The sequence below is a fragment of the Vibrio sp. R78045 genome (assembly GCF_042466085.1).
GTDB classification, from domain to species: domain Bacteria; phylum Pseudomonadota; class Gammaproteobacteria; order Enterobacterales; family Vibrionaceae; genus Vibrio; species Vibrio cyclitrophicus.
On sequence record NZ_JAXHBS010000018.1, the window covers coordinates 1,352,396 to 1,376,212 of the forward strand.

Below are 23,817 nucleotides of genomic sequence, written 5' to 3' on the forward strand. Positions count from 1 at the left end.
GGATCCTTTTTTAAATTAGATACGTTTATCACAAGCATCACGAAAATACGTAAAACAATTACAAATAAACCAATGCCGATAACTACAATTAGAATTAAAAACAAGCCATAGGAAACACCATGAAAAAAGCCGCTCTCCTTTCTCTATCTCTTTTAACTTTAACCGCATGCAGCCAAGGAATCACGAACATGAAAGACAGAACTTCATCACCTTGTGGAGACAAACCAAACTGCGTATCAACTCAAGATGGCCGTGAGCAGCATGCATTGGACACGTTTGAGTTATCTGACTCAGCAAACTTAGATGCGATTGAGCAGGTTGCACTAACTTTACCTGGATCGAAAACCGCGAGTAAAACAGAAGATTATCTGCGTATTGAATGTACTTCTCGCATCATGCGCTTTGTCGATGACTTAGAACTTAAGATCACTGATGACAAACTGATCGTGCGTTCAGAATCTCGCACTGGCCATTCTGATTTTGGCGTAAACAGAAAACGTGCAGAACAACTTCGTGCTAGCTTAAAAAGCGAAGGCCTAATCAAATAGATAAAAGAATCCGCAGATAAATCACTGCTATTCGGATGAGAAGTGCCTCTGGGCAGTCGCTCGACACTTCTTATCCATGCTACAATTTCGCTCTACTGTTTAAATATTATTTATTAAGAGACTACACATGAAAATCGGCATCATTGGCGCAATGGAGCAAGAAGTTGCGATCCTAAAAGCAGCAATTTCAGACATTACTGAAGTTAATAAAGGCGGTTGTACCTTTTTCTCTGGTCAGCTAAATGGTGTTGACGTTGTTTTACTTCAATCAGGCATTGGTAAAGTAGCAGCGGCTGTTGGGACTTCAATCCTATTAAGCGAATACCAACCAGATGTTGTTCTAAACACGGGCTCTGCTGGCGGTTTTGATTCAACACTGAACCTTGGTGATGTCGTGATCTCAACTGAAGTTCGTCACCACGATGCAGACGTTACAGCTTTCGGTTACGAAATCGGCCAAATGGCAGGTCAACCTGCAGCATTTAAAGCTGACGACAAGCTGATGGCTGTCGCTGAACAAGCACTAGCACAAATGGAAGATAAGCACGCCGTTCGCGGTCTTATCTGTACTGGCGACGCATTTGTTTGCACAGCAGAACGTCAAGCGTTCATTCGCAAGCACTTCCCATCTGTCGTTGCTGTAGAGATGGAAGCATCGGCTATCGCTCAAGCTTGTCACCAATTCCAAGTACCATTCGTGGTTGTTCGTGCAATCTCTGACGTTGCAGACAAAGAATCACCAATGAGCTTCGAAGAGTTTCTGCCACTAGCAGCACAAAGCTCTTCAGAAATGGTTATCAAGATGGTTGCCCTACTAAACTAAGCGACTAGACATGCAAACACTGTTTGATCAGGTATTTGCAAATGGCGTGCTCCTTGTAATGTGGGGAGCACTGCTTTTTCATTTGATTTTACCTATCCCCCATGCCGCACATCCCACAACCTTATGGCATAAGTTTGCTGAGCTTTTAGCAAGCAAGGTTAATAACAACCAAAACTATTCCCAAAGCTTAATCTCGGGCACATTAGCTTGGGGGTTGATGGTACTGCCGAGTCTAGTAATTCTATTAGCACTGCAACCATTGGTTTGGCAATCTCAACTGTTTGAATTAGCACTGTTATTACTGGCGATTGATTGGCGCAACAATGAAAAGCTAACAAACCAACTGATCAAAGCACTTGGTCGAGAAGATAAAGCCACGGCTCGCCAGTTATTGGCGCCGATTGTTAATCGTCAAACTGAATCACTGTCATCACTTGGCCTAGGTAAAGCCGCCGTAGAAACCATCATCATGGGTTACGCTCGTAACGTGGTTTGTGTGTTGTTCTGGTACGCCATTGGTGGTGGCATCGCCGCGTTAATGTATCGTCTAGTAGTCGAGTTAGCTCGAGCTTGGTCGCCAAGTCGCAAGCAATTTTCTCCATTTGGATCAACGGCAATCAAGATCGTCGCTATTCTCGAATTTATACCGATGCGTTTATTTGCTTTGATGATCGTATGTGGTGATAAAGCCACGCACACATTTAAAATGATGCTAGTCCAAAGTCGCTCTTGGCCACTGCCCGGCCCTGCATGGTTAATCACGGCCGTTGGCAACAAGCTTGAGCTGTCATTGGGTGGCCCAGCGATTTACGACAACACCAAAGCCATTCGAGCCAAATTAGGTGGCAGAATCGCCCCATCAGCCCTGCATTTGTCGCAGGTTCAGAAGCTACTATTTGGCCGTATCGCTATCTGGATATTTTTACAAAGCCTAATCTTACTATTTGTTCACCAAGGGATTTAGAGTGAAACCTTTAGCACTTGTTACAAGACTTACTCTTTTATCTTCCAGCTTATGGCTGCCTTTATCATTTGCAGAAGAAACATCGCTGACTCCAGAAAAAGTACAGCCAGCTCAACGCGTAGTAAGCCTTGCTCCTCACGCCACTGAGCTCGCCTACAGCGCTGGTTTAGGTGATAAGCTTGTCGCGGTTAGTGAGCGAAGTGATTACCCACCACAAGCTGACAAGCGAGAGAAAGTGGCGAATTACCAAGGCATCAAGGTTGAGAAGATCATTGCACTTCAGCCTGATTTGATTCTTGCGTGGCCAGCCGGAAACCCGCCCAGAGAACTGGCGAAACTAGAGCAATTTGGTTTTAATCTTTACTACTCCAAGACCAAAAGCCTAAACAGTATCGCCACCAATATTGAACAACTCAGCCAATACGCTAGCGATCCAAGCATTGGCGAAAATAACGCTCAGCAATACAAAGAGCAGCTCAAGGCGTTGAGAATAAAATACAAAGATGCCGAGCCAGTAAACTACTTCTACCAACTCAGTGAGAAACCGATCATCACAGTTGCTCAAGGGCACTGGCCAAGTGAGGTGTTTGAGTTTTGTGGTGGCCGCAATATTTTTGAAGACAGCGCATCCCCTTATCCGCAAGTTGGAATTGAACAAGTTGTCTTAAGAAAACCGCAAGTGATCTTCACTTCTCAGCACGCGATTGAGAATGGAACCATATGGCAAACATGGGAAGATGAGATCCCAGCTGTCGCTCAAAATCAGATTTGGTCCCTCAATTCTGACTGGATTAATCGCCCGACAACGAGAACTTTGAAAGCGATCCAACAAGTGTGCGATTTCTTCGATAGAGCTAGGCAAAATCACTAACTATTTGCTGCGTTTTTTCGTACAATTCGCCACCGACCTATCCCTACAATTTTAACTATAAGAGCACCAGTATCATGGACTCCATGCTGCTTTATATTATCGATTTATTTGGCACTGCCATCTTTGCCGTCTCAGGTGTATTTGTCGCTGGCCGTCTTAAGATGGATCCCTTTGGCGTAGCCGTTCTAGGCAGTGTTACTGCAATTGGTGGCGGTACAATTCGAGACATGGCTCTGGGCGCGACTCCCGTATTTTGGATCACCGATACCACCTACCTTTGGGTCATCATCACCACCTGTTTGCTGACTATGATTATTGTAAGGCGCCCAAAACGTCTGGCTTGGTGGATATTGCCGGTGTGTGATGCGATCGGCCTCGCGGTGTTTGTTGGTATTGGTGTAGAAAAAGCGCTTACCTATCAAGATTCAGCGCTAGTGGCCATCATCATGGGTGTCATCACCGGCTGCGGTGGCGGTATTATCCGTGACGTACTTGCCCGTGAAGTACCAATGATTCTAAGAAGTGAAGTCTACGCGACCGCTTGCATCATTGGCGGCGCTTTCCATACAATGGCGATCAGCATGGGACACGACTCAGAAACTGCATTTTTAGCTGGCGTGTTCTCAACACTATTGATTAGGCTTGGTGCCATTCGTTGGCATTTATCATTGCCAACCTTTGCTATCAAATAGGCCATCGTTACAAATTGAAAGGCTCCGCAACGGAGCCTTTTTTAATCCTGCTCACTCTCCAATCCATTATTATGATCTTTCGTGACACTTTACGTTCCCAATTTAAAATACCTAACTGAGTTCAAACCTTTCGCTTCAAATCTAGAGAATGAAGAGTGTTTGAGGTAATTTGGTTTAATCATTCCCAACTTTCATGAATATAACCCAATGCTACTCGAAGGAATCGAAACTCTACTGGTATTGAGTAAAGCAAAGACCATGAGCCGCACAGGCAGTTTGCTTTATATCAGCCAATCAGCGGTCAGCAAACGGATTGCTAATTTAGAGAAGAAGTTAAGCAAGAAACTCATAGAACCGAGTGGCCGACAGATAAAACTGACGCCAGATGCGATTGCATTGATCGAGAGTATAGGCCCAACATTCAATGAGTTACGTGGTCTTATTTATGAACAGCAAGAGTTGGAAGATACGACTCTTATCACCTTAGACAGCTCTAAATCTCTGATAGCGGGCTATCTAGGTGAGATGATGGGCCAATTTATCCAGCAAGATAAATACATCACCATTACCACTAACCACACACCTCGAATCATAGAAAGAGTGCAATCGGGCAAAGCGACCTTGGGCTTATGCGCAGGCTTATTACCACCGCATCATGGGTTGATGACCTTCCATCTGTTTGATGAGCCGTTTTACATAGTGAGTAAGTCACCGCTAACGGAGCTTCCTCCATTGGTGATTACCAACGATATGACCAACCCCGCGAACTCTTATCAACTTTCTGTCTTAGAGAAGTTTGGTATCAAGCCCTTGATGGAGATGGATGCCTACACCGCAGCGGCTCAACTTGCATTGGGCGGGACTGGGCCAGCGTTAATCCCGCTCTCTATCGTAAAAACACTCAATATTGAGCCTCAATACCTGTATAGCTTCACCGAATTAGCAGGCTTAATTCGACCGATTCATATCTGTGTAAGACCAAATAGCTATCAGTCTCCACGAGTTAGAACACTGATAGAATCCATTGTTGATGCTGTTCCCAAAGCAGTTTAGACGCCATTAGCATCGACATAACGATCACAAGGGGTCGAATCCATTTCTGCCCTTTTGTCACCACCACTTTAGCGCCAAGCTGAGCGCCCATAAAACCGCCAACCGCCATCACTAATCCTAACTCCCAAATAGGCAAGCCAGCCAAAATAAAGAAGATCAATGCGGCAATATTAGAGGTGAAATTAAGTACCTTGGTGCGCGCCGTAGCATCGACTAACGAGAAGTGACCAATCGCAACAAAGCAGACTGTGAAGATAGAACCTGTTCCTGGGCCAAAGAAACCATCATAGAAACCAACTCCACCACCTACACACAGAGCAAACATCGCCTCAGAGATCTTCTGTTTTCCTTCAGACGCTCTAGTTTGCGGTGCCAACAGGAAATAGAGAGAGATAGCGATAAGCAGCAGCGGTATCACACTGGTCAGTAGGCTCGCATCAATGTGCTGAACTAACTCGGCGCCAATAGCAGAGCCGATAAAGGTACAAAAGATAGCAAGGCGCATCTCTTTGATACTGACAATACCGTTGCGCACGAAATACCAACTGGCGGAAAAGCTACCAAATGAGCTTTGGAGTTTATTGGTTGCCAATGCTTGAGTTGGTGGCACTCCGGCCGCTAGCAATGCAGGTAGAGTCAGTAAGCCACCACCACCAGCCATTGCATCGATGAAGCCTGCCGCCGTTGCAACAACAAACAAGATAGCCAATATTTCAAGAGTGATTTCCATATACCCAACGCCTTAAAGTCCTGTGTAACGACAAGTTACCACTCACTGTAGGTGAGCAATAACGAAACACAAGATTTTAACCTATTCCAAATATTCATCATTTAACCACTACAGAATAACAGACATAAAAAAGCCCACTCCGAAGAGTAGGCTTTGAGTATTTATATCTGTTTAACAGCGTTACGCTTTAGGCTATTACGCTAGAGAAGCTTTAACCTGAGCGTGTAGCTCTTGAACTGAAGTTACTGACGTCTTCGCGTCTGCAGTGTGCGCCATACAAGTCGCAAATGCAGCGTTTAGCGTAGTCGTGTAGTTAACCTTCTCAGCCAATGCGCCGCGACGAAGAACTTTAGAATCTTCAATCGCTTGACGGCCAGCAGCAGTGTTCACGATGTACGTGTACTCGTTATTCTTGATACGGTCAAGAATGTGAGGACGACCTTCGTGTACCTTGTTTACTAGACGTGGGTTAATACCCGCTTCTCCAAGAATAACTGCAGTACCGTGAGTTGCGTCTAACTGGTAACCAAGCTTAGATAGCTTAGAAGCTAGGTCAACAACACGCTCTTTGTCGCCTTCACGAACAGAAAGAAGTGCACGGCCGCCTTCTGGGTAGATATTGCCACAACCCAACTCAGCTTTAGAGTATGCTTCTGCGAATGTCGCACCAACACCCATAACTTCACCAGTAGAGCGCATTTCTGGGCCTAACAGTGGGTCAACACCAGGAAATTTGTTGAATGGAAGTACAACTTCTTTCACTGAGTAGTAAGGTGGGATGATTTCTTTCGTAAAGCCTTGAGACTCTAGTGATTGACCAGCCATTACACGCGCTGCAATCTTAGCAATCGGTGCGCCTGTAGCTTTAGACACGAATGGAACAGTACGTGCTGCACGAGGGTTAACCTCGATTAGGTATACTTCGTTATCTTTAACAGCAAACTGCGTATTCATCAGACCACGAACACCCAACTCAAACGCTAGCTTTTCAACTTGCTCGCGCATTACGTCTTGGATTTCTTGGCTTAGCGTGTATGCAGGAAGAGAACATGCTGAGTCACCAGAGTGAACACCCGCTTGTTCGATATGCTCCATGATACCGCCGATAACAACACGCTCACCATCACAAATCGCATCTACGTCTACCTCAATAGCGTCATCTAAGAAGCTATCAAGTAATACTGGAGATTCGTTTGATACGCTGACTGCTTCGTTGAAGTAGCGACGCAGGTCTTGCTCGTCGTATACGATTTCCATCGCACGACCACCAAGTACGTAAGAAGGACGTACAACAAGTGGGAAGCCGATTTCGCGAGATTTCTCAACCGCTTGCTCCATTGTTGTTACGGTTGCATTTTGTGGTTGAAGCAGGCCTAGGCGGTCTACAGCAACTTGGAAACGCTCACGGTCTTCTGCACGGTCGATTGCGTCTGGACTAGTACCAATAATTGGTACGCCAGCAGCTTCAAGAGCACGAGCCAGTTTAAGTGGCGTTTGACCACCGTACTGAACGATAACGCCTTTTGGCTTCTCAACACGAGCGATCGCCAGTACATCTTCCAGAGTTACTGGTTCGAAGTACAGGCGGTCAGACGTATCGTAGTCTGTAGAAACTGTCTCAGGGTTACAGTTAACCATGATAGTTTCGTAGCCATCTTCGCGTAGTGCTAGTGAGGCGTGTACACAACAGTAATCAAACTCGATACCTTGACCGATACGGTTTGGACCGCCACCCAAGATCATGATCTTGTCTTTGTCTGTTGGATTCGCTTCACACTCTTCATCGTAAGATGAGTACATGTACGCCGTATCTGAAGAGAACTCAGCAGCACACGTATCTACACGCTTGTAAACAGGGTGTATATCGTATTGGTCACGCATGCGACGGATTTCGCTTTCCGCTACACCTAGAATCTTAGATAAGCGTGCATCAGCAAAACCTTTACGCTTAAGCTTGTTTAACTCGTCTTTGTTTAGACCAGCAAAGCCTTTCGCTTTAAGTTCTTGCTCTAGCTTAACGATGTCTTCGATTTGAACTAGGAACCAACGGTCGATTTGCGTTAGGTTGAATACACCATCTACCGACATACCAGCACGGAATGCGTCAGCGATGTACCAAATACGTTCTGCGCCAGCTTCTTTTAGTTCATGACGGATAGTCGTTAGCGCATCAGGTGCGTCTAGGTCTACCATTTCGTCAAAACCAGTCGCGCCAACTTCTAGGCCGCGAAGTGCTTTCTGTAGAGATTCTTGTTGGTTACGGCCGATAGCCATAACTTCACCAACCGACTTCATTTGCGTTGTTAGACGGTCGTTAGCACCTGCAAATTTCTCGAAGTTAAAACGAGGAATCTTAGTAACTACGTAGTCGATTGTTGGTTCGAATGACGCTGGCGTTGCGCCACCAGTGATGTCATTCATTAGCTCATCTAGCGTAAAGCCAACAGCCAGTTTCGCTGCAATCTTAGCGATTGGGAAACCTGTCGCTTTAGAAGCTAGTGCAGAAGAGCGAGATACACGTGGGTTCATCTCGATGATAACCATACGGCCATCTTTCGGGTTGATACCAAACTGTACGTTTGAACCACCTGTTTCAACACCAATCTCACGCAGTACCGCTAGAGAAGCGTTACGCATTAGTTGGTATTCTTTGTCTGTCAGCGTTTGAGCTGGCGCCACTGTGATTGAGTCACCGGTGTGAATACCCATTGGGTCAAAGTTTTCAATCGCACATACGATGATACAGTTGTCGTTTTTGTCACGAACCACTTCCATCTCGTACTCTTTCCAACCGATAAGTGATTCATCGATAAGAAGTTCGTTAGTTGGAGATAAGTCCAAACCACGACGACAGATTTCTTCAAATTCTTCTTTGTTGTAAGCGATACCGCCACCAGTACCACCCATCGTGAACGATGGACGAATGATACAAGGGAAGCCAACCATGTCTAAAACTTTGTAAGCTTCTTCCATGGTTTTCGCTGTATCAGCAGTTGGACATTCAAGACCAATTGCTTTCATTGCTTTATCGAAGCGTGAACGGTCTTCTGCTTTATCGATAGCGTCAGCCGTTGCACCAATCATTTCAACACCGAACTCTTCAAGAACGCCGTGCTTTTCTAGGTCTAGAGCACAGTTCAATGCAGTTTGGCCACCCATAGTAGGTAGAACTGCATCGGGCTTCTCTTTAGCGATGATGTTACGCACAACTTCCCATTGAATAGGTTCGATGTAAGTTGCATCGGCCATATCTGGATCAGTCATGATTGTCGCTGGGTTCGAGTTTACAAGAATAACTCGGTAACCTTCTTCGCGAAGCGCTTTACAAGCTTGAGCACCAGAGTAATCGAACTCACATGCTTGGCCGATAACGATCGGGCCAGCACCTAGAATAAGAATACTTTTAATGTCAGTACGTTTTGGCATTGTCTACTACTCCGAATTACGCTGTGTGCTGTTTGATTAGTTCAATAAAGTGGTCGAATAACGGCGCTGCGTCTTCTGGACCTGGGCTTGCTTCCGGGTGACCTTGGAAGCTGAATGCTGGTTTGTCTGTACGGTGAATACCTTGTAGAGAACCATCAAATAATGATTTGTGCGTTGCACGCAGTGTCTCTGGAAGGGTTTCTTCGTCAGCAGCAAAGCCGTGGTTTTGCGAAGTAATCATCACAACATCACGATCTAAATCTTTAACCGGGTGGTTTGCACCGTGGTGACCAAACTTCATCTTCACTGTCTTAGCGCCTGACGCAAGAGCAAGAATCTGGTGACCTAGACAGATACCGAAGATTGGTAAGCCTTTTTCTAGGAACACTTTTGTCGCTTCAATTGCGTAAGTACATGGTTCTGGGTCACCAGGGCCATTTGAAAGGAAAACACCGTCTGGGTTCAGAGCGAGTACTTCTTCTGCTGAAGTTTCAGCAGGAACAACCGTTAGGCGGCAGCCGCGGTCAACAAGCATTCGTAAGATGTTTCGTTTTGCGCCGAAGTCATAAGCAACAACGTGGTATGGCAATTCAGAGTCTGCTTTCGCTTCAGGAAGTCCACCCGTAAGCGTCCACGAACCTTGTTTCCATTGATACGCTTCTTTTGTTGTAACTTCTTTCGCAAGGTCCATACCTTTCAGGCCAGGGAATTCTTTTGCTTTAGCCAGAGCTAGAGCCTCATCAAGGTTTCCATCGTTTACTGAAGAGCCAGCTACGATACAACCGTTTTGAGCACCTTTTTCACGAAGAATACGCGTCAGCTTACGAGTATCGATATCAGCGATACCAATAACGTTTTGCGACTTAAGGTAATCAGAAAGGGATTGTTCATTACGGAAGTTAGAAGCGATTAGAGGGAGATCGCGAATCACAAGGCCTTGAGCGTGGATTGAAGAAGATTCTTCGTCTTCGGAATTGGTTCCGGTATTGCCAATGTGAGGGTAAGTAAGGGTAACGATTTGTTGAGAATAGGAAGGATCAGTGAGGATTTCTTGGTACCCCGTCATCGAGGTATTAAAAACGACTTCACCAACTGCGGAACCTACAGCGCCAATGGCTTCACCGTGAAATACTGTCCCATCTTCTAGGACGAGTAGTGCTGACTTCTTCAAGACAACCTCCAGAAATAAAAATGCATTAAAATTGATTTAATTTGCAAATCTACCTTCCTGTAACACCAGAAACTGCGTGTTTATGGAAATTAGACAAATTGGCGATATTTTAGTGATCTGCGTGATACGTGTCAACATTTAACGCAAAAGAAATTAAACATTTGTAAGGACTAATTCAATTTACACCATCAAAGCTTCAAAAGTTTAACTTTCATGCTCATTTTGTCCGAATATTACGATTTTCTAATTTTCATCCCTCATTTTAGCCAACCATAGAGTGATAAAAATATCAGCAACAAAACGCAATCGATAAATACAAAGAGAAAAGGTCGAAATTTAAAGATCTAAAACAAAAAGCACACTATAAGCATTAAAAATCGCAGTTAAATAAGAGAAAATCGACAATAAGAAGAAACTAGAGAGAGGTTTGTAAAAGGGATATTACGAAGGAAAACGTATCAAATAAAGAAAGCGCTGGCAATTGCCAGCGCATAAATATCTATTTATAGGTCATTCAAACCAAGGACGTCAGTCATGGTATAAAAGCCTGCTGGTTTATCATTTAGCCAAACTGCCGCCTTGATTGCACCATTGGCAAAAGTCATTCGGTCAGTCGCTTTATGGGTAATTTCCACTCGCTCACCGATATCAGCAAACATAGCGGTGTGCTCACCAATAATGTCGCCGGCACGAATCGTCGCAAAACCGATCTCATCCTTAGTTCGCTCACCAGTAATACCTTCACGTGACCATACGGCTACATCGTTAAGCTCATTACCCATCGCACCAGCAATCGCTTCACCCATACCAATAGCCGTGCCTGAAGGTGCATCTACCTTGTGGCGATGGTGAGCTTCAACGATTTCAACATCACAGTAATCGCCCATCACTTTAGCGGCCTTTTCTAGCAGCTTAAATACCAGGTTTACACCAACGCTGTAGTTAGGTGCCATGACAATTGGCATCTCTTTTGACGCCGCATCGATAGCCTGCTTTTCTTCTTCAGAGAAACCCGTTGTGCCGATGATCAGCTTTTTACCATGACGTTTACAAAGTTCAATATTCGCTAATGTGCTAACAGGTGCGGTAAAATCGACGATCACATCAAACTCTTCGATAGCTTTAGACAAGTCATCCACTAAAGCGACATCAAAACGACCTTCACCACATAACTCGCCGACATCAACGCCCACTAAAGATGACTCTGGACGCTCTGAACCAGCACCAACACTTGCTTCTGAATTATGATGAGCGGCTTTCACCAAGTTACGACCCATACGGCCCGCTGCTCCTGCAATTGCAATTCTTACCACTGCGAATATCTCCATTGTTTTGGTTACCGTTGCCACTTATCTCGTGCGGCAACGTTCAATCGATTAATCCCTTTAAACTAACAACAATCTCAAACTCAGGCTAGCAATTACGAAAACTCTTTTATTACTCGCTCTAAAATTGGCACATTTGCCTCTGGGAAGGGGTATTGATTCAAAGATTCTAGGTTTACCCATTCACCTTGTTGACCCTCTTTACCATAAGGCTGTTGCTCAAAGGCTGTCACAAGGATGAAATCAAACTTAAGCGATTTATCACTGTAATCAAATTCAAGATGCTCAAAGAGAGACTGTTCAGTTACCTTGATGCCAATTTCTTCATCTAACTCACGAGCCATTGCTTGTTCAATGGTTTCCCCTACTTCAACCTTGCCGCCAGGGAACTCCCAAAAGCCACCTTTGTGTTTATCGTCTGGGCGTTTAGTAATAAAGACCTGTGATTTATCTTGGTTGAAGATAATGCCCGCAACAATATGGATTCTTTTCATATGATGGTGTTCCTTAATAAAACGCTTTGCTCACTCATCCCCCTCAATACGTCATCCTCAAGAAGGACAAACAACTGAGTTGAGGATCTAATACAAGAGCGTGAGTCTAACTATTAAACGAGATTCCCTACTAGGCTCGTTCCTCGCTAGAGGGAATGACGACTTACCCTTTCATCAAAAGATAAGCCACGAAATTTACATACAAAAAGAGCCGCCTAAGCGACTCTTTAATCAGAACTATATTTAGGCAAAGCTGTATTGGTTGAGAACGAGGAGGCGACGCAGAGTTTACAAGTGTAAATGAGCATCGCCGATGAAGTTATCAGCCATTACAGCAAAGCATTAGTCAATTTTACCGTGACACTGTTTGTATTTTTTGCCACTTCCACATGGGCATGGTTCGTTACGACCCACTTTACGCTCATCACGTACTACCGTTTGTGGAGATACCGCTTCAGCTTCATCGTCAGCTAACTGATTTTCAGCCACTGCATGTTGTGTTTGAGCACGACGCGCCGCTTCTTCAGCTTGAGCTTGACGTTGAGCTTCCATCTTTTCAACTTCTTCTTGTTGCTGAACGCGAACCTTAGAAAGAATGGTAACAACGTCTGTTTTCAGTACATCTAACAGGCCTTCAAACAGTTCAAACGACTCGCGCTTGTACTCTTGTTTCGGGTTCTTCTGAGCATAACCACGTAAGTGTATACCTTGACGAAGGTGATCCATCGCAGCCAAGTGCTCTTTCCAAAGACCGTCTAGCGTTTGTAGCATCACAGACTTTTCGAAGTTACGCAGTACTTGAGCACCAACCACTTCTTCTTTTTGTTTGTACGAGTCAACCGCCATACCAATAATACGCTCACGCAATGCTTCTTCATAAAGCTTGTCGTCTTCGTCCAACCAACCTTGAATATCAAAGTCTAGATCGAAGTCGTTTTTCAGGCGATCTTGTAGACCAGCGATATCCCACATGTCTTCAAGAGATTGAGGTGCAATGTACTCATCGATAACCGAAGTAAACACGTCTTCACGGTTGTGTTCGATCATTTCGCTGATGTCGTCAGAACTCATCAGTTCGTCACGAAGCTCATAAACCACTTTACGTTGGTCATTAGCTACATCATCGTACTCAAGAAGCTGCTTACGGATATCGAAGTTACGACCTTCCACTTTACGTTGTGCTTTTTCAATTGAGCGAGACAGCATCTTAGATTCAATCGCTTCGCCTTCGTCCATACCACTTTGAATAAGGCCAGCCATACGATCAGACGTAAAGATACGTAGCAGAGAGTCTTCCATTGATAGGTAGAAACGAGAAGAACCCGCATCACCTTGACGACCAGAACGACCACGTAGCTGGTTATCGATACGGCGAGATTCATGGCGCTCAGTACCAATGATGTGCAGACCACCGGACTCAAGTACTTTATCGTGGATAACTCTCCAGTCAGCTTTGATCTTATCGATCTGCTCTTGAGTTGGGTTTTCTAGCTTCTCTACCTGAGCCTGCCAGCTACCACCCAATACGATATCGGTACCACGACCAGCCATGTTAGTTGCGATAGTTACCGCGCTTGGCGTACCCGCTTGTGCAACGATCTCGGCTTCCATTTCGTGAAACTTAGCATTGAGAACGTTATGCTTAATTTTTGCTTTTTTCAGTGCGTTAGACAGTAGTTCTGATTTTTCGATAGAAACCGTACCAACCAGTGATGGCTGACCAGCCGCAACACGATCTTTAATGTCTTCAATGATCGCATTGAATTTGTCTTCTTCGGTACGATAAACCACATCTGGCATATCGTTACGAACCATAGGCTTGTTGGTTGGGATAACCACCGTTTCTAGGCCGTAGATAGACTGGAATTCGAAAGCTTCTGTATCGGCTGTACCTGTCATACCAGACAGTTTCTCGTACAAACGGAAGAAGTTCTGGAAGGTAATCGATGCTAACGTTTGGTTTTCGTTTTGAATCTTTACACCTTCTTTCGCTTCAACAGCTTGGTGTAAACCTTCAGACCAACGACGACCAGGCATAGTACGACCAGTATGTTCATCAACAATAACCACTTCGCCTTCTTCAGTAACGATGTAGTCTACGTTTTTCTCAAACAATACGTGCGCACGAAGAGCCGCATTTACGTGGTGAAGTAAGCTGATATTGGTTGGAGAGTAAAGTGTATCGCCCTCTTCCATCAATCCATTTTTAACCATTAACTCTTCAACAAATTCTTGACCGTTTTCAGTCAGGTGAACCTGTTTAGATTTTTCGTCCATGGTGTAGTGACCTTCACCACGGTACTCTTCTGAATCTTCTTTATCTTGACGCTCTAGAGAAGGGATCAGCGTATTAATGCGCGTATAAAGATCTGAGCTATCTTCAGCAGGACCAGAGATAATTAACGGAGTACGAGCTTCATCGATTAAGATTGAGTCAACTTCATCGACTACAGCGAAGAAACGTTCACGCTGAACTCTATCTTCAGCACGGAAAGCCATGTTGTCACGCAGGTAATCAAAACCAAACTCGTTGTTTGTTCCGTATAGGATATCGGCTTGGTACGCTTCTTTCTTCTCTGGCGGAGCCATATTTGGCACGTTCACGCCAACTGTCATGCCAAGGAATTCAAATAGTGGTCGGTTTGTTTCCGCATCACGCTTCGCTAGGTAATCGTTCACCGTTACAACGTGAACACCTTTGCTTGGTAGGGCGTTAAGATAAGCTGGTAGAGTTGCGGTAAGAGTTTTACCTTCACCAGTACGCATCTCTGCGATTTGGCCAGCATTTAGAACCATGCCACCAATCAACTGCACGTCAAAGTGACGCATGCCGTAAACACGTTTAGACGCTTCACGTACTGTAGCAAATGCTTCAGGTAAAAGTTGATCTAGCGATTCGCCTTTATCTAAGCGCTCACGAAACTCAACCGTTTTAGCTTTTAACTCTTCATCAGAAAGTGCTTCTAACGTTGGTTCGTAGTTATTAATTTCTTTTACAATTTTTCTAAGGCGGCGCAGTGTTCTGTCATTGCGACTGCCAATTACCTTTGTCAGCAGCTTAGTAATCATGTGCTTGGAATCTCTTCGTTCTCAGATCGTCCGCGATCTATTTTAAATGCCGTCAGTCTCTACTAGCTATGAACTAGTCTTCAGTTACTAACCAAGGATACTGAGATAAATCTAGTATCTTTGATATTGTACTTGAGAGTAGAGTTTTCAAGGCTTGAGTTAAAATTAATGCTCTCTAGTGTAAGTAATTTTCACACTAACGACCATTTATAACCCCATTTGTTTGATGTGCTTGGAACTTTTCTTTCTAATTGCTGACGGATTAGCCAGACTGCAGTCTATTGGTAGACAACTTTCGGATGTTGACGACACTGTATCTGGAAAATAGATACAAAAAAACCAGGTCAATGACCTGGTTTTCGAAATCTTATATTGTTGTAAGCAACAATTACGCTAAAACCATACCTGGTTCAGCAAACGCAACTGGAGAGCCTACTTCTTCTTCGAATGTTGCCCATTCCCAAGCTTCTGCGTCAGCAAGTACTGCACGTAGTAGTTGGTTATTTAGGCCATGACCTGATTTGTATGCACGGAACTCACCAATAATAGCGTGTCCACACATGTAAAGGTCACCAATCGCGTCTAGTACTTTATGAGTTACGAACTCATTGTCAAAACGTAGACCTTCTTCATTAAGAATTCGGTACTCGTCAAGTACGATAGCATTATCAAAGCTACCACCAAGTACTAGATTTTGGGATTGTAGATACTCAATATCACGCATGAAACCGAAAGTACGAGCGCGAGAAATTTCTTTCACAAAACCTTGTGAAGAGAAATCAAACAACAAACGTTGCTCATCAGATTCAATCGCGGGATGGTTAAAGTCGATCTCAAAGTCCATGCGGAAGCCGTTAAATGGGACGAATTCTGCCCACTTATCGCCATCTTCAAAACGGATAGGCTTTTTGATTCGAATAAAACGCTTCGCTGCATTCAGTGTTTCTACACCTGCTTGCTGTAGCAAATATACGAATGGGCTTGCGCTACCATCCATAATTGGGATCTCTGGTGCATCAACCTCAACAATAATGTTGTCGATACCCATACCCGCTAAAGCTGCGTTAAGGTGTTCCACTGTAGAAATACGTACGCCTTCGTCGTTAACAAGAGCAGTACATAACATAGTGTCACGAACTGATGCTGGATCAGCTGGGAAATCTACAGGTGGATTTACATCAGTACGACGATAAACAATACCTGTATTTGCAGCTGCCGGGCGAAGAGTAAGTGTGACTTTACGACCAGAGTGGAGACCCACACCAGTTGTTTTCACAATTTCTTTCAGAGTACGTTGTCTGATCATCTGCTTGCCTCGTTATCAGTGCTACAAATCACGGTCAGTATTTACCGACCGCGAATTTTACCATTAATTCGACGATAGTCAAATTTTGGGTATTTGTTAATCAGCCTGACGTCGTAAGAATGCTGGAATATCTAAGTATCCACTCTCTTTCTCAGCTTTAGGTGCAGCACTCTGGCTAGCGCCTGTACCTGAAGAAACAGGTGACGTTGTTGGCTGTGGCTTAACTTGAGGTTTAACCTCAGTTTTCTCTTGCAATGGCTGTGCCATTTTCTCTTCCACTTTTGGTGCAGTTTGAGCTGCAACTTGTGGTTGAGGCGTTGGCGCTACTTTAGCCTTGCCACCAGCAACTAATGTAATGTCTGGTTTTTTCTCTGTTCCGATACCTGTTGCAACAACAGTTACACGGATTTCATCCGTCATGTCAGGGTCTAGAGAAGTACCAATCACGACAGTTGCGTTATCAGAAGCGAATGCCTTAACTGTATTACCCACAGTTTCGAATTCATCTAGACGCATGTCCAGGCCTGCAGTGATGTTCACAAGAACGCCACGCGCACCAGCTAGGTCGATGTCTTCTAGTAGTGGGCTAGAAATTGCCGTTTCAGCAGCTTCTTCAGCACGGTCTTCACCTTTTGCGATACCGCTACCCATCATTGCATGACCCATCTCAGACATTACAGTGCGAACATCCGCGAAATCGACGTTAATCATACCAGGGCGAGTAATTAGCTCTGCGATACCTTGTACAGCATTTTTAAGCACATCATTTGCACTTGCGAAAGCTTCTAGCAGTGTTACGCCACGGCCAAGTACCTTAAGTAGCTTTTCATTTGGAATCGTAATTAAAGAATCCACATGCTTAGAAAGCTCTTCAATACCTTGCTCTGCAAACGCTAAACGTTTTTTGCCTTCAAAGCTAAATGGCTTAGTTACAACAGCAACTGTTAGCACACCTAGCTCTTTCGCAACTTCAGCAATAACTGGAGCAGCACCTGTACCCGTACCACCGCCCATACCAGCTGCGATAAATACCATATCGGCGCCAGTTAGAACTTCTTTAATTCTTTCTCGATCTTCGAGAGCTGCATCACGGCCTACTTGTGGGTTTGCACCAGCGCCCAAACCTTTAGTGATATCACCACCAATTTGGATCACGCTGCTCACGCTTGTTTTACGAAGTGCTTGGGCATCAGTGTTAACACTGATGAATTCTACGCCTTCGATTGATTCACGTACCATGTGCTCAACAGCGTTACCGCCACCGCCACCAACTCCAACGACTTTAATTACTGCATCGTCAGACATTTCCATCATCGGTTCAAACATGTGTTATCTCCGTTTTTTCCTGCAACTCAGGTTAAAACTCTTTTTGTATCCAATTACGCAATTTGCCAAACAAGCCTGACATAGAAGGTGCTGAACGCTTAGGTTCGCTGTAATCACCTTCATCACTTATCTGACAATCTCTTGCGTAATGAAGTAAACCAACCGCCGTAGAATGATACGGCTCTTTAACATAGTCAGTTAAGCCACTAACTTCTAATGGCTTACCAACTCGAACTTGATTGCGGAAAACGCGTTCCGCACACTCTACCAATCCGTCAATTTGTGCCGCTCCACCAGTGAGAACGACGCCAGCTGCAAGGTGGTGTTTAATACCTTCATCGCGTAGCTGTAATTGAACCGTATCAATAGTTTGGTTAACGAGCCCCATAAGTTCAGTGTAACGTGGTTCAATCACTTCCGACAAAGTTTGTCGTTGCAAACTTCTCGATGGGCGACCACCAACACTTGGGACGTTAACAGAGTCATCCTTGCTTACGAGTTCACTCAGAGCGCAACCATGGTTTACTTTTATCTCTTCAGCATCGCTCACTGGCGTGCCGAAAGCGAAGGCAATATCACTGGTTACTGCATTTCCTGCGTAGGAAAATACTTCTGTGTGTCGAAGCGCGCCGCCAGTCCATATGGAAATATCCATTGTACCCGCACCGATATCTACCACACACACTCCAAGCTCTCTCTCGTCTTCAGTAATTACCGCGTTACTTGAGGCAAGTCCTGAAAACACGATCTGTTCTACTGTAAGACCACATCGTTCAACAGCTTTAATAATGTTTCTCGCCATGTCGCTATGGCAAGAAATTAGGTGAACACTGACTTCCATTCGAACACCAGATAAGCCAAGTGGGTTCTTAATCCCTTCTTGATAATCAATGGTAAATTCTTGTGGGATCACGTGCAGAATTCTCTGCTCATCACCTATTTTAATTGATTTCGCGGTATGGATCGCTCGATCCATATCATCTTGAGACACTTCTTCATCTGAAATAGTGCCCATGCCTTTTTCAATTCGGCTTGCGATATGTTTGCCCGATAGCGAGATAAACACATTGCTGATTTGGCATTCCGCCATCAACTCTGCTTGATCAATAGCTCGCTGAACCGACTTAACTACCGACTCTAGGTCGTTTACACCACCTTTATCCATACCTCTAGATGGGCTTTGCCCTGATCCAATGATATTGATTTGACCATCAGGCAATATTTCACCAACCAGAGCTGATATGGTCGCAGTGCCTATATCAAGACCAACGATTATGTTGTCATCTGCGGTCTTAGTCATCTGTGCTCTCTTCTAACTCTTGCTCTGGAAACCAGCCTACAGCGGCTCCCGTATCATACCTGAGGTCGATGTAGCTCACTTGATTCGCCTTACTACCTAATTCGTTGTAAAGCGAAATGAAGCGTTCAACACGCTCATCTAAAGAATCTTTACCTAGTTCTAAACGGATACCGTTATCTAGGATTATTTGCCACGCGCGACGCTCATTGAGAACGAGCGAGGTAACGGTTAACCCTAGACTATTAATCAAAGGAGTTATCTGTCGCCATTTTTCTATCACTTCTTGGCTGGTGCCGTCTGGGCCGTAAAGCTTGACTCGATCGCCCTTTAATAGGCCGATATCACCATTAAACACCTGACCATCGTCATTAAGCAGCATGTTACCGTTCCAGATTGCTGCTGCATGATACTCAGTCAAAAATACTTTTATTGTGTCTGGCCACTGTTTACGAATTGAGACAACAGACACCCAAGGCAATGCTTCTAAACTGTTTTGCAACACACCAATGTCCTGTGACATGAATGTTCCAATATGCTCAAGCTCGCCAAAGGCATGCTGAACATCACCAGCCGTTACATAAGTTAAGTCGCCCTGAAGTACTATTTTGGAAAGAGGCAATCGCTGATCGTCCCACATCCAAGTCAGTGTGGTATAGAAAAGAAACCCAATGAATAGCAGCACCACAACAAAAAAAGACCCGCCTAAGGCGTGTTTCTTGAGCGACGGTAAACTGAATAGGTGGCGGTTTTCGCTAAAAGTACTTTCTACCAAAGCCCGCATTCCCTGTCGTTGGTTCGCAATTCTATTCCCTATCTTCGTAATAGAGGTAAAAGCACTTACTTTAACCTATGAATTATACTGAGCAAAATCAAACTATCAAACGTTGATAATAAGATTTTTGGTCAATTTTAGGTCAATCGCAAGAAGTGAGCGATCAACCACAGTCTGTAGACGGTATTCTGTTACGCGTTCTGCATTTTATTAATGTCTAATTGTAACGATTCAAGCTGCTTCGCTACACGGCCAACATCACCTGCACCCTGCGTTAAAACAAGATCACCACCTTGAATTACGTTAGCAAGAGCCGACGGCAGCGCGTTGATATCAGCAACAAAGATTGGATCTATCTTACCACGACCACGAATAGTTCGACTTAACGAACGCCCGTCCGCACCTGCAATAGGTTTCTCACCTGCCGAGTACACATCTAATAAAATTAGAACATCAACCTGCTCAAGAACGTTAGCAAAGTCATCATACAGATCGCGAGTACGGCTATAACGGTGAGGTTGGAAGATCATCACAAGACGTTTGTCAGTCCAGCCGCTGCGTGCAGCTTGGATAGTAACATCCACTTCAGTTGGGTGATGACCATAATCATCAACCAACATTGCAACGCCTTTACCGGTTTCGTACTCACCTAAGTGATCGAAACGACGGCCTGTGCCTTCCGTTCCTGCCATCGCTTTTAGAATTGCTTCATCACTGATGTCATCTTCAGTCGCAACCGCAATTGCAGCTGATGCATTTAGCGCATTATGACGGCCCGGAATGTTCAATGTAATATCAAGGTTAGCTTTGCCTTCACGTACCACAGTGAACTTGCCTTGTTGCCCTTCTTGTACGTAATTTTCAATACGGATATCAGCATCTTCTGAGAAACCGTAAGTAATCACTTGGCGACTCACCTGAGGAATAAGCTCACGTACAACAGGATCGTCAACACACATCACAGCCTGACCATAGAATGGCAGGTTGTGTAAGAAATCAATAAACGTCTGCTTTAACGTTTCAAAATCACCGCCATAGGTATCCATATGATCCGCTTCAATGTTAGTCACAATACTAACCATTGGTTGCAGATGCAGAAATGACGCATCACTTTCATCAGCTTCAGCGATAAGGATACGACTTGAACCTAAGCGAGCATTAGTGCCTGCACTTTTCACCAAACCACCGTTTACGAAAGTGGGATCGAGGCCTGCTTCCGAGTAAATCTGTGTAACTAGCGCTGTGGTCGTTGTTTTACCGTGCGTACCAGCCACGGCAATACCGTGACGAAAACGCATCAGCTCAGCCAGCATTTCCGCACGACGAACAATCGGTGTACGCGCTTCACGAGCAGCAACAATCTCTGGATTTTCTTCGTTGATAGCGGTTGAAACCACCACTACACTTGCATCAGCAACGTTACTTGCTTGGTGGCCAATGTAAACTGTCGCCCCCTTGCTAACTAAACGATCAGTCACTGGGTTTTGAGCAATATCAGAACCCGTGATCTGATAGCCTTCATTTAGCAAGACTTCAGCAATCCCGCTCATTCCAGCACCACCAATACCAATGAAGTGGATAGATTTAACACGGCGCATTTCTGGCACCATTGCACGGATTTGCGCTAAGTCTTGGGTATGTTCAATCGTCATCAATTCAGTCTCGTTATTTTGCTAAAGCTTTAATTGCTTCAGCGACGGTCACATCAGCATCAAGCTTGGCTGCTTGACGAGCTTTTGTTGCCATCATTTTTAATTCATTTCTATCAAGCTGAGCGATAGCGTTCGCTAGCTTATCAGCCGTCAGTTGTGGCTGTTCAATCATTAATGCTGCGCCACATTCAACTAAATGGTCGGCATTCAACGCTTGCTGCCTGTCTTTGTGCATGAACGGAACAAAGATAGAACCAACACCAGCAGCTGACACTTCAGATACGGTTAATGCACCTGAACGACAAACTAATAGATCTGCCCATTCATAAGCTTGCGCCACATCATCAATAAATTCAGTTACTTGAACATTATCTACAGAGTGTGATTTGTATTGTTCAATCACTTGCTGTTGATTGTTCTTACCGGCTTGATGCACCACAGTAAAACCTTCACCAAGCTGGGCCATGGTCACTGGCAAGGTATCGTTCAGAATTTTAGCGCCCTGACTGCCGCCCATCACTAGGATAAGAATATCACCGTCGCGCTCTGCCATGCGTTGCTCGGGTTCAGCTAAGGCAACCACATCTTCACGTACTGGATTACCCACTACATCAGCAGTAGGGAAAGCACCTGGGAAAGCTTGGAATACTTTTTTGGCAATTTTAGATAGCCATTGATTAGTTAAACCCGCCACTGCATTTTGTTCATGCAGAACTACTGGAATACCGGATAACCATGCCGCGATACCACCGGGGCCACTCACGTACCCCCCCATTCCAAGCACTACATCTGGCTGCCATGCTTTGATGTGATGTCTTGCTTGAAGTATGGCATTAATAATCTGGAATGGCGCTTTAATTAACTTGCTAATGCCTTGACCACGCAGGCCTTTCACTTTGATAAAGTCGATCTCAATACCATGTTTTGGCACTAAGTCCGCTTCCATTCTATCCGCGGTTCCTAACCAGCGAATTTCCCAACCTTGTTGCTGAAGCTTTTTAGCCACGGCTAAGCCAGGGAAAACGTGACCACCAGTACCACCAGCCATCACTAAAAGTTTTTTGTTTTGTTTCATAACGTTGGATTCTTATTCTACTAATTCGTTTTGATTGTCGGCTTGTTCTTCTTGTTGTATTCGACATTCGTGATCAATGCGCAATAGCATTGAAACCGCGACTGACATGACGATAAGACTTGAACCACCGTAGCTGATCAATGGCAATGTTAGACCTTTGGTTGGAACGATACCTGAAGCGGCACCTACGTTAACAAGCGTCTGAAATGCAAACCAAATACCAATACCAAAGGCAAGATAACCGCTGAATAACTGGTCGTTCTCGAATGCTTTCTTACCAATTAAAATCGCTTTCAGTACCAAACTAAAGATCAGAATCAGCACGAGAGTTACACCAACAAAGCCTAACTCTTCTGCCAATACAGCAAACACAAAATCGGTATGTGCTTCAGGCAAATACTCTAACTTCTGAACCGAATTACCAAGACCTTGTCCCATCCAATCACCACGACCAAATGCCATTAGTGATTGAGTTAATTGGTAGCCACTGCCAAACGGGTCATTCCAAGGTTCCCAGAATGAGGTCACACGTCGAACACGATAGGGTTCTATAACAATTAATCCAACGACCGCGGCAATGCCCGCCACCATCAAGGCAATAAACTGTGAAAGCTTAGCACCTGCAATAAACAGCATGCCAAACAAGGTCACCAACATTACAACAACCGTACCTAAATCGGGCTGGCCGAGAAGCAAAACAGCAAGGGCACCAAACACCATGATTGGCTTACCGAAACCGCCGAAAAACGTTTTTCTGACCTCGTCTTGTTTACGAACCAGATAGCCCGCCATAAAGATAAACAGCGATAACTTAGCGACTTCTGCGGGTTGTAAGTTAAACAGTCCAAGTGGAATCCAGCGTGATGCACCATTAACCGACTTACCAACGGCCAGCACCACCACTAGCAAAAAGAAGGACAAACCCAACAGATACATACTGTATTGAAACCATCGCTTCATTGGGATCTGCAATATTACGCTGGATACACCTAGCGCCAACACAAGGAAAATGGCGTGGCGAAACATAAAGTGAAATGGCTGATCGGTTAAACGAGCGCTGATAGGAAACGAAGCCGACGTTACCATCACCAAGCCTGTCAGCATCAGTCCAAGAGCAATCCATACTAATTGACGGTCGTAAAGCGCCTCTGGTGTGGCACGATTAAGCCATTGCCAAATAGATTGATTGATCTCTTTCACTCTTTGCACTGAATGTTAGT

Annotated in this window: 19 protein-coding genes; 6 read left to right on the forward strand and 13 right to left on the reverse strand. The window is 44.7% G+C overall.

What is annotated here, in order from left to right:
• The first annotated feature begins 119 nt into the window (after positions 1 to 119).
• The 6 genes from SJY39_RS27815 (at position 120) to SJY39_RS27840 (ending at position 4,951) form a co-directional block, all read left to right on the forward strand.
• On the forward strand, positions 120 to 548 hold the full coding sequence (locus SJY39_RS27815; RefSeq protein ID WP_016790334.1) for a DUF1499 domain-containing protein: 429 nt from the start codon (positions 120 to 122) through the stop codon (positions 546 to 548).
• 127 nt (positions 549 to 675) lie between these two features.
• Positions 676 to 1,371 (forward strand): 5'-methylthioadenosine/S-adenosylhomocysteine nucleosidase, encoded by a 696-nt coding sequence (gene mtnN, locus SJY39_RS27820; protein WP_010434770.1) that lies wholly within the window; start codon positions 676 to 678, stop codon positions 1,369 to 1,371.
• Between the two features lie 10 nt (positions 1,372 to 1,381).
• Positions 1,382 to 2,335 carry a cobalamin biosynthesis family protein gene (locus tag SJY39_RS27825; RefSeq protein WP_010434769.1) on the forward strand — a complete coding sequence of 318 codons (954 nt, stop codon included), beginning with the start codon at positions 1,382 to 1,384 and terminating at the stop codon, positions 2,333 to 2,335.
• Between the two features lies 1 nt (position 2,336).
• Positions 2,337 to 3,206 (forward strand): vitamin B12 ABC transporter substrate-binding protein BtuF, encoded by an 870-nt coding sequence (gene btuF / locus SJY39_RS27830; protein WP_372275592.1) that lies wholly within the window; start codon positions 2,337 to 2,339, stop codon positions 3,204 to 3,206.
• A gap of 74 nt (positions 3,207 to 3,280) precedes the next feature.
• Positions 3,281 to 3,898, forward strand: a complete 618-nt coding sequence (locus tag SJY39_RS27835) for a TRIC cation channel family protein (RefSeq protein ID WP_016767748.1) — start codon at positions 3,281 to 3,283, stop codon at positions 3,896 to 3,898.
• A 207-nt stretch (positions 3,899 to 4,105) separates the two neighbouring features.
• Complete coding sequence (locus SJY39_RS27840) at positions 4,106 to 4,951, forward strand: LysR family transcriptional regulator (protein ID WP_010434764.1); 846 nt, start codon at positions 4,106 to 4,108, stop codon at positions 4,949 to 4,951.
• On the opposite strand, the gene SJY39_RS27845 is transcribed toward SJY39_RS27840, so the two are convergent.
• The 13 genes from SJY39_RS27845 to ftsW form a co-directional block, all read right to left on the reverse strand.
• Entirely contained in the window at positions 4,902 to 5,681 is a 780-nt protein-coding gene (locus tag SJY39_RS27845; RefSeq protein WP_010434762.1) for a TSUP family transporter, read from the reverse strand. The genes SJY39_RS27840 and SJY39_RS27845 overlap by 50 nt on opposite strands.
• 195 nt (positions 5,682 to 5,876) lie before the next feature.
• Positions 5,877 to 9,107 carry a carbamoyl-phosphate synthase large subunit gene (gene carB, locus SJY39_RS27850; protein ID WP_010434761.1) on the reverse strand — a complete coding sequence of 1,077 codons (3,231 nt, stop codon included), beginning with the start codon at positions 9,105 to 9,107 and terminating at the stop codon, positions 5,877 to 5,879.
• Between the two features lie 16 nt (positions 9,108 to 9,123).
• A complete protein-coding gene (gene carA / locus SJY39_RS27855; RefSeq protein ID WP_016787587.1) occupies positions 9,124 to 10,278 on the reverse strand; it encodes a glutamine-hydrolyzing carbamoyl-phosphate synthase small subunit in 1,155 nt (384 codons plus the stop codon).
• A gap of 503 nt (positions 10,279 to 10,781) precedes the next feature.
• On the reverse strand, positions 10,782 to 11,606 hold the full coding sequence (gene dapB / locus SJY39_RS27860; protein ID WP_016783966.1) for a 4-hydroxy-tetrahydrodipicolinate reductase: 825 nt from the start codon (positions 11,604 to 11,606) through the stop codon (positions 10,782 to 10,784).
• Positions 11,607 to 11,698: 92 nt separating this feature from the next.
• On the reverse strand, positions 11,699 to 12,097 hold the full coding sequence (gene mutT, locus SJY39_RS27865; protein ID WP_016783967.1) for an 8-oxo-dGTP diphosphatase MutT: 399 nt from the start codon (positions 12,095 to 12,097) through the stop codon (positions 11,699 to 11,701).
• Positions 12,098 to 12,439: 342 nt separating this feature from the next.
• Entirely contained in the window at positions 12,440 to 15,166 is a 2,727-nt protein-coding gene (gene secA / locus SJY39_RS27870) for a preprotein translocase subunit SecA (RefSeq protein ID WP_016767751.1), read from the reverse strand.
• A 388-nt stretch (positions 15,167 to 15,554) separates the two neighbouring features.
• Positions 15,555 to 16,472: a UDP-3-O-acyl-N-acetylglucosamine deacetylase gene (gene lpxC, locus SJY39_RS27875; protein ID WP_010434751.1), complete on the reverse strand. Its 918-nt coding sequence runs from the start codon at positions 16,470 to 16,472 to the stop codon at positions 15,555 to 15,557.
• A 96-nt stretch (positions 16,473 to 16,568) separates the two neighbouring features.
• Positions 16,569 to 17,798, reverse strand: coding sequence for a cell division protein FtsZ (gene ftsZ / locus SJY39_RS27880; protein WP_010434749.1), 1,230 nt, complete (start codon positions 17,796 to 17,798; stop codon positions 16,569 to 16,571).
• A gap of 31 nt (positions 17,799 to 17,829) precedes the next feature.
• Complete coding sequence (ftsA, locus tag SJY39_RS27885; RefSeq protein ID WP_010434747.1) at positions 17,830 to 19,098, reverse strand: cell division protein FtsA; 1,269 nt, start codon at positions 19,096 to 19,098, stop codon at positions 17,830 to 17,832.
• Positions 19,091 to 19,870, reverse strand: coding sequence for a cell division protein FtsQ/DivIB (locus tag SJY39_RS27890; protein WP_010434745.1), 780 nt, complete (start codon positions 19,868 to 19,870; stop codon positions 19,091 to 19,093). Before SJY39_RS27890 ends, ftsA begins: the two co-directional genes overlap by 8 nt.
• Positions 19,871 to 20,061: 191 nt before the next feature.
• Positions 20,062 to 21,522, reverse strand: coding sequence for a UDP-N-acetylmuramate--L-alanine ligase (gene murC, locus SJY39_RS27895; RefSeq protein ID WP_010434743.1), 1,461 nt, complete (start codon positions 21,520 to 21,522; stop codon positions 20,062 to 20,064).
• A gap of 13 nt (positions 21,523 to 21,535) precedes the next feature.
• On the reverse strand, positions 21,536 to 22,597 hold the full coding sequence (gene murG / locus SJY39_RS27900) for an undecaprenyldiphospho-muramoylpentapeptide beta-N-acetylglucosaminyltransferase (RefSeq protein WP_372275590.1): 1,062 nt from the start codon (positions 22,595 to 22,597) through the stop codon (positions 21,536 to 21,538).
• A 12-nt stretch (positions 22,598 to 22,609) separates the two neighbouring features.
• Positions 22,610 to 23,806: a cell division protein FtsW gene (ftsW, locus tag SJY39_RS27905; protein WP_016793008.1), complete on the reverse strand. Its 1,197-nt coding sequence runs from the start codon at positions 23,804 to 23,806 to the stop codon at positions 22,610 to 22,612.
• Between the last annotated feature and the right edge of the window lie 11 nt (positions 23,807 to 23,817).

Excerpts from the sequence above, each read along its gene's own strand:
- murG (WP_372275590.1), bottom strand. The coding sequence starts at position 22,597 with ATGAAACAAAACAAAAAACTTTTAGTGATGGCTGGTGGTACTGGTGGT.
- ftsA (WP_010434747.1), bottom strand. The coding sequence starts at position 19,098 with ATGACTAAGACCGCAGATGACAACATAATCGTTGGTCTTGATATAGGC.
- SJY39_RS27845 (WP_010434762.1), bottom strand. The coding sequence starts at position 5,681 with ATGGAAATCACTCTTGAAATATTGGCTATCTTGTTTGTTGTTGCAACG.
- secA (WP_016767751.1), bottom strand. The coding sequence starts at position 15,166 with ATGATTACTAAGCTGCTGACAAAGGTAATTGGCAGTCGCAATGACAGA.
- carB (WP_010434761.1), bottom strand. The coding sequence starts at position 9,107 with ATGCCAAAACGTACTGACATTAAAAGTATTCTTATTCTAGGTGCTGGC.
- ftsZ (WP_010434749.1), bottom strand. The coding sequence starts at position 17,798 with ATGTTTGAACCGATGATGGAAATGTCTGACGATGCAGTAATTAAAGTC.
- SJY39_RS27840 (WP_010434764.1), top strand. The coding sequence starts at position 4,106 with ATGCTACTCGAAGGAATCGAAACTCTACTGGTATTGAGTAAAGCAAAG.
- murC (WP_010434743.1), bottom strand. The coding sequence starts at position 21,522 with ATGACGATTGAACATACCCAAGACTTAGCGCAAATCCGTGCAATGGTG.
- SJY39_RS27835 (WP_016767748.1), top strand. The coding sequence starts at position 3,281 with ATGGACTCCATGCTGCTTTATATTATCGATTTATTTGGCACTGCCATC.
- lpxC (WP_010434751.1), bottom strand. The coding sequence starts at position 16,472 with ATGATCAGACAACGTACTCTGAAAGAAATTGTGAAAACAACTGGTGTG.
- SJY39_RS27825 (WP_010434769.1), top strand. The coding sequence starts at position 1,382 with ATGCAAACACTGTTTGATCAGGTATTTGCAAATGGCGTGCTCCTTGTA.
- dapB (WP_016783966.1), bottom strand. The coding sequence starts at position 11,606 with ATGGAGATATTCGCAGTGGTAAGAATTGCAATTGCAGGAGCAGCGGGC.
- SJY39_RS27815 (WP_016790334.1), top strand. The coding sequence starts at position 120 with ATGAAAAAAGCCGCTCTCCTTTCTCTATCTCTTTTAACTTTAACCGCA.
- mtnN (WP_010434770.1), top strand. The coding sequence starts at position 676 with ATGAAAATCGGCATCATTGGCGCAATGGAGCAAGAAGTTGCGATCCTA.
- mutT (WP_016783967.1), bottom strand. The coding sequence starts at position 12,097 with ATGAAAAGAATCCATATTGTTGCGGGCATTATCTTCAACCAAGATAAA.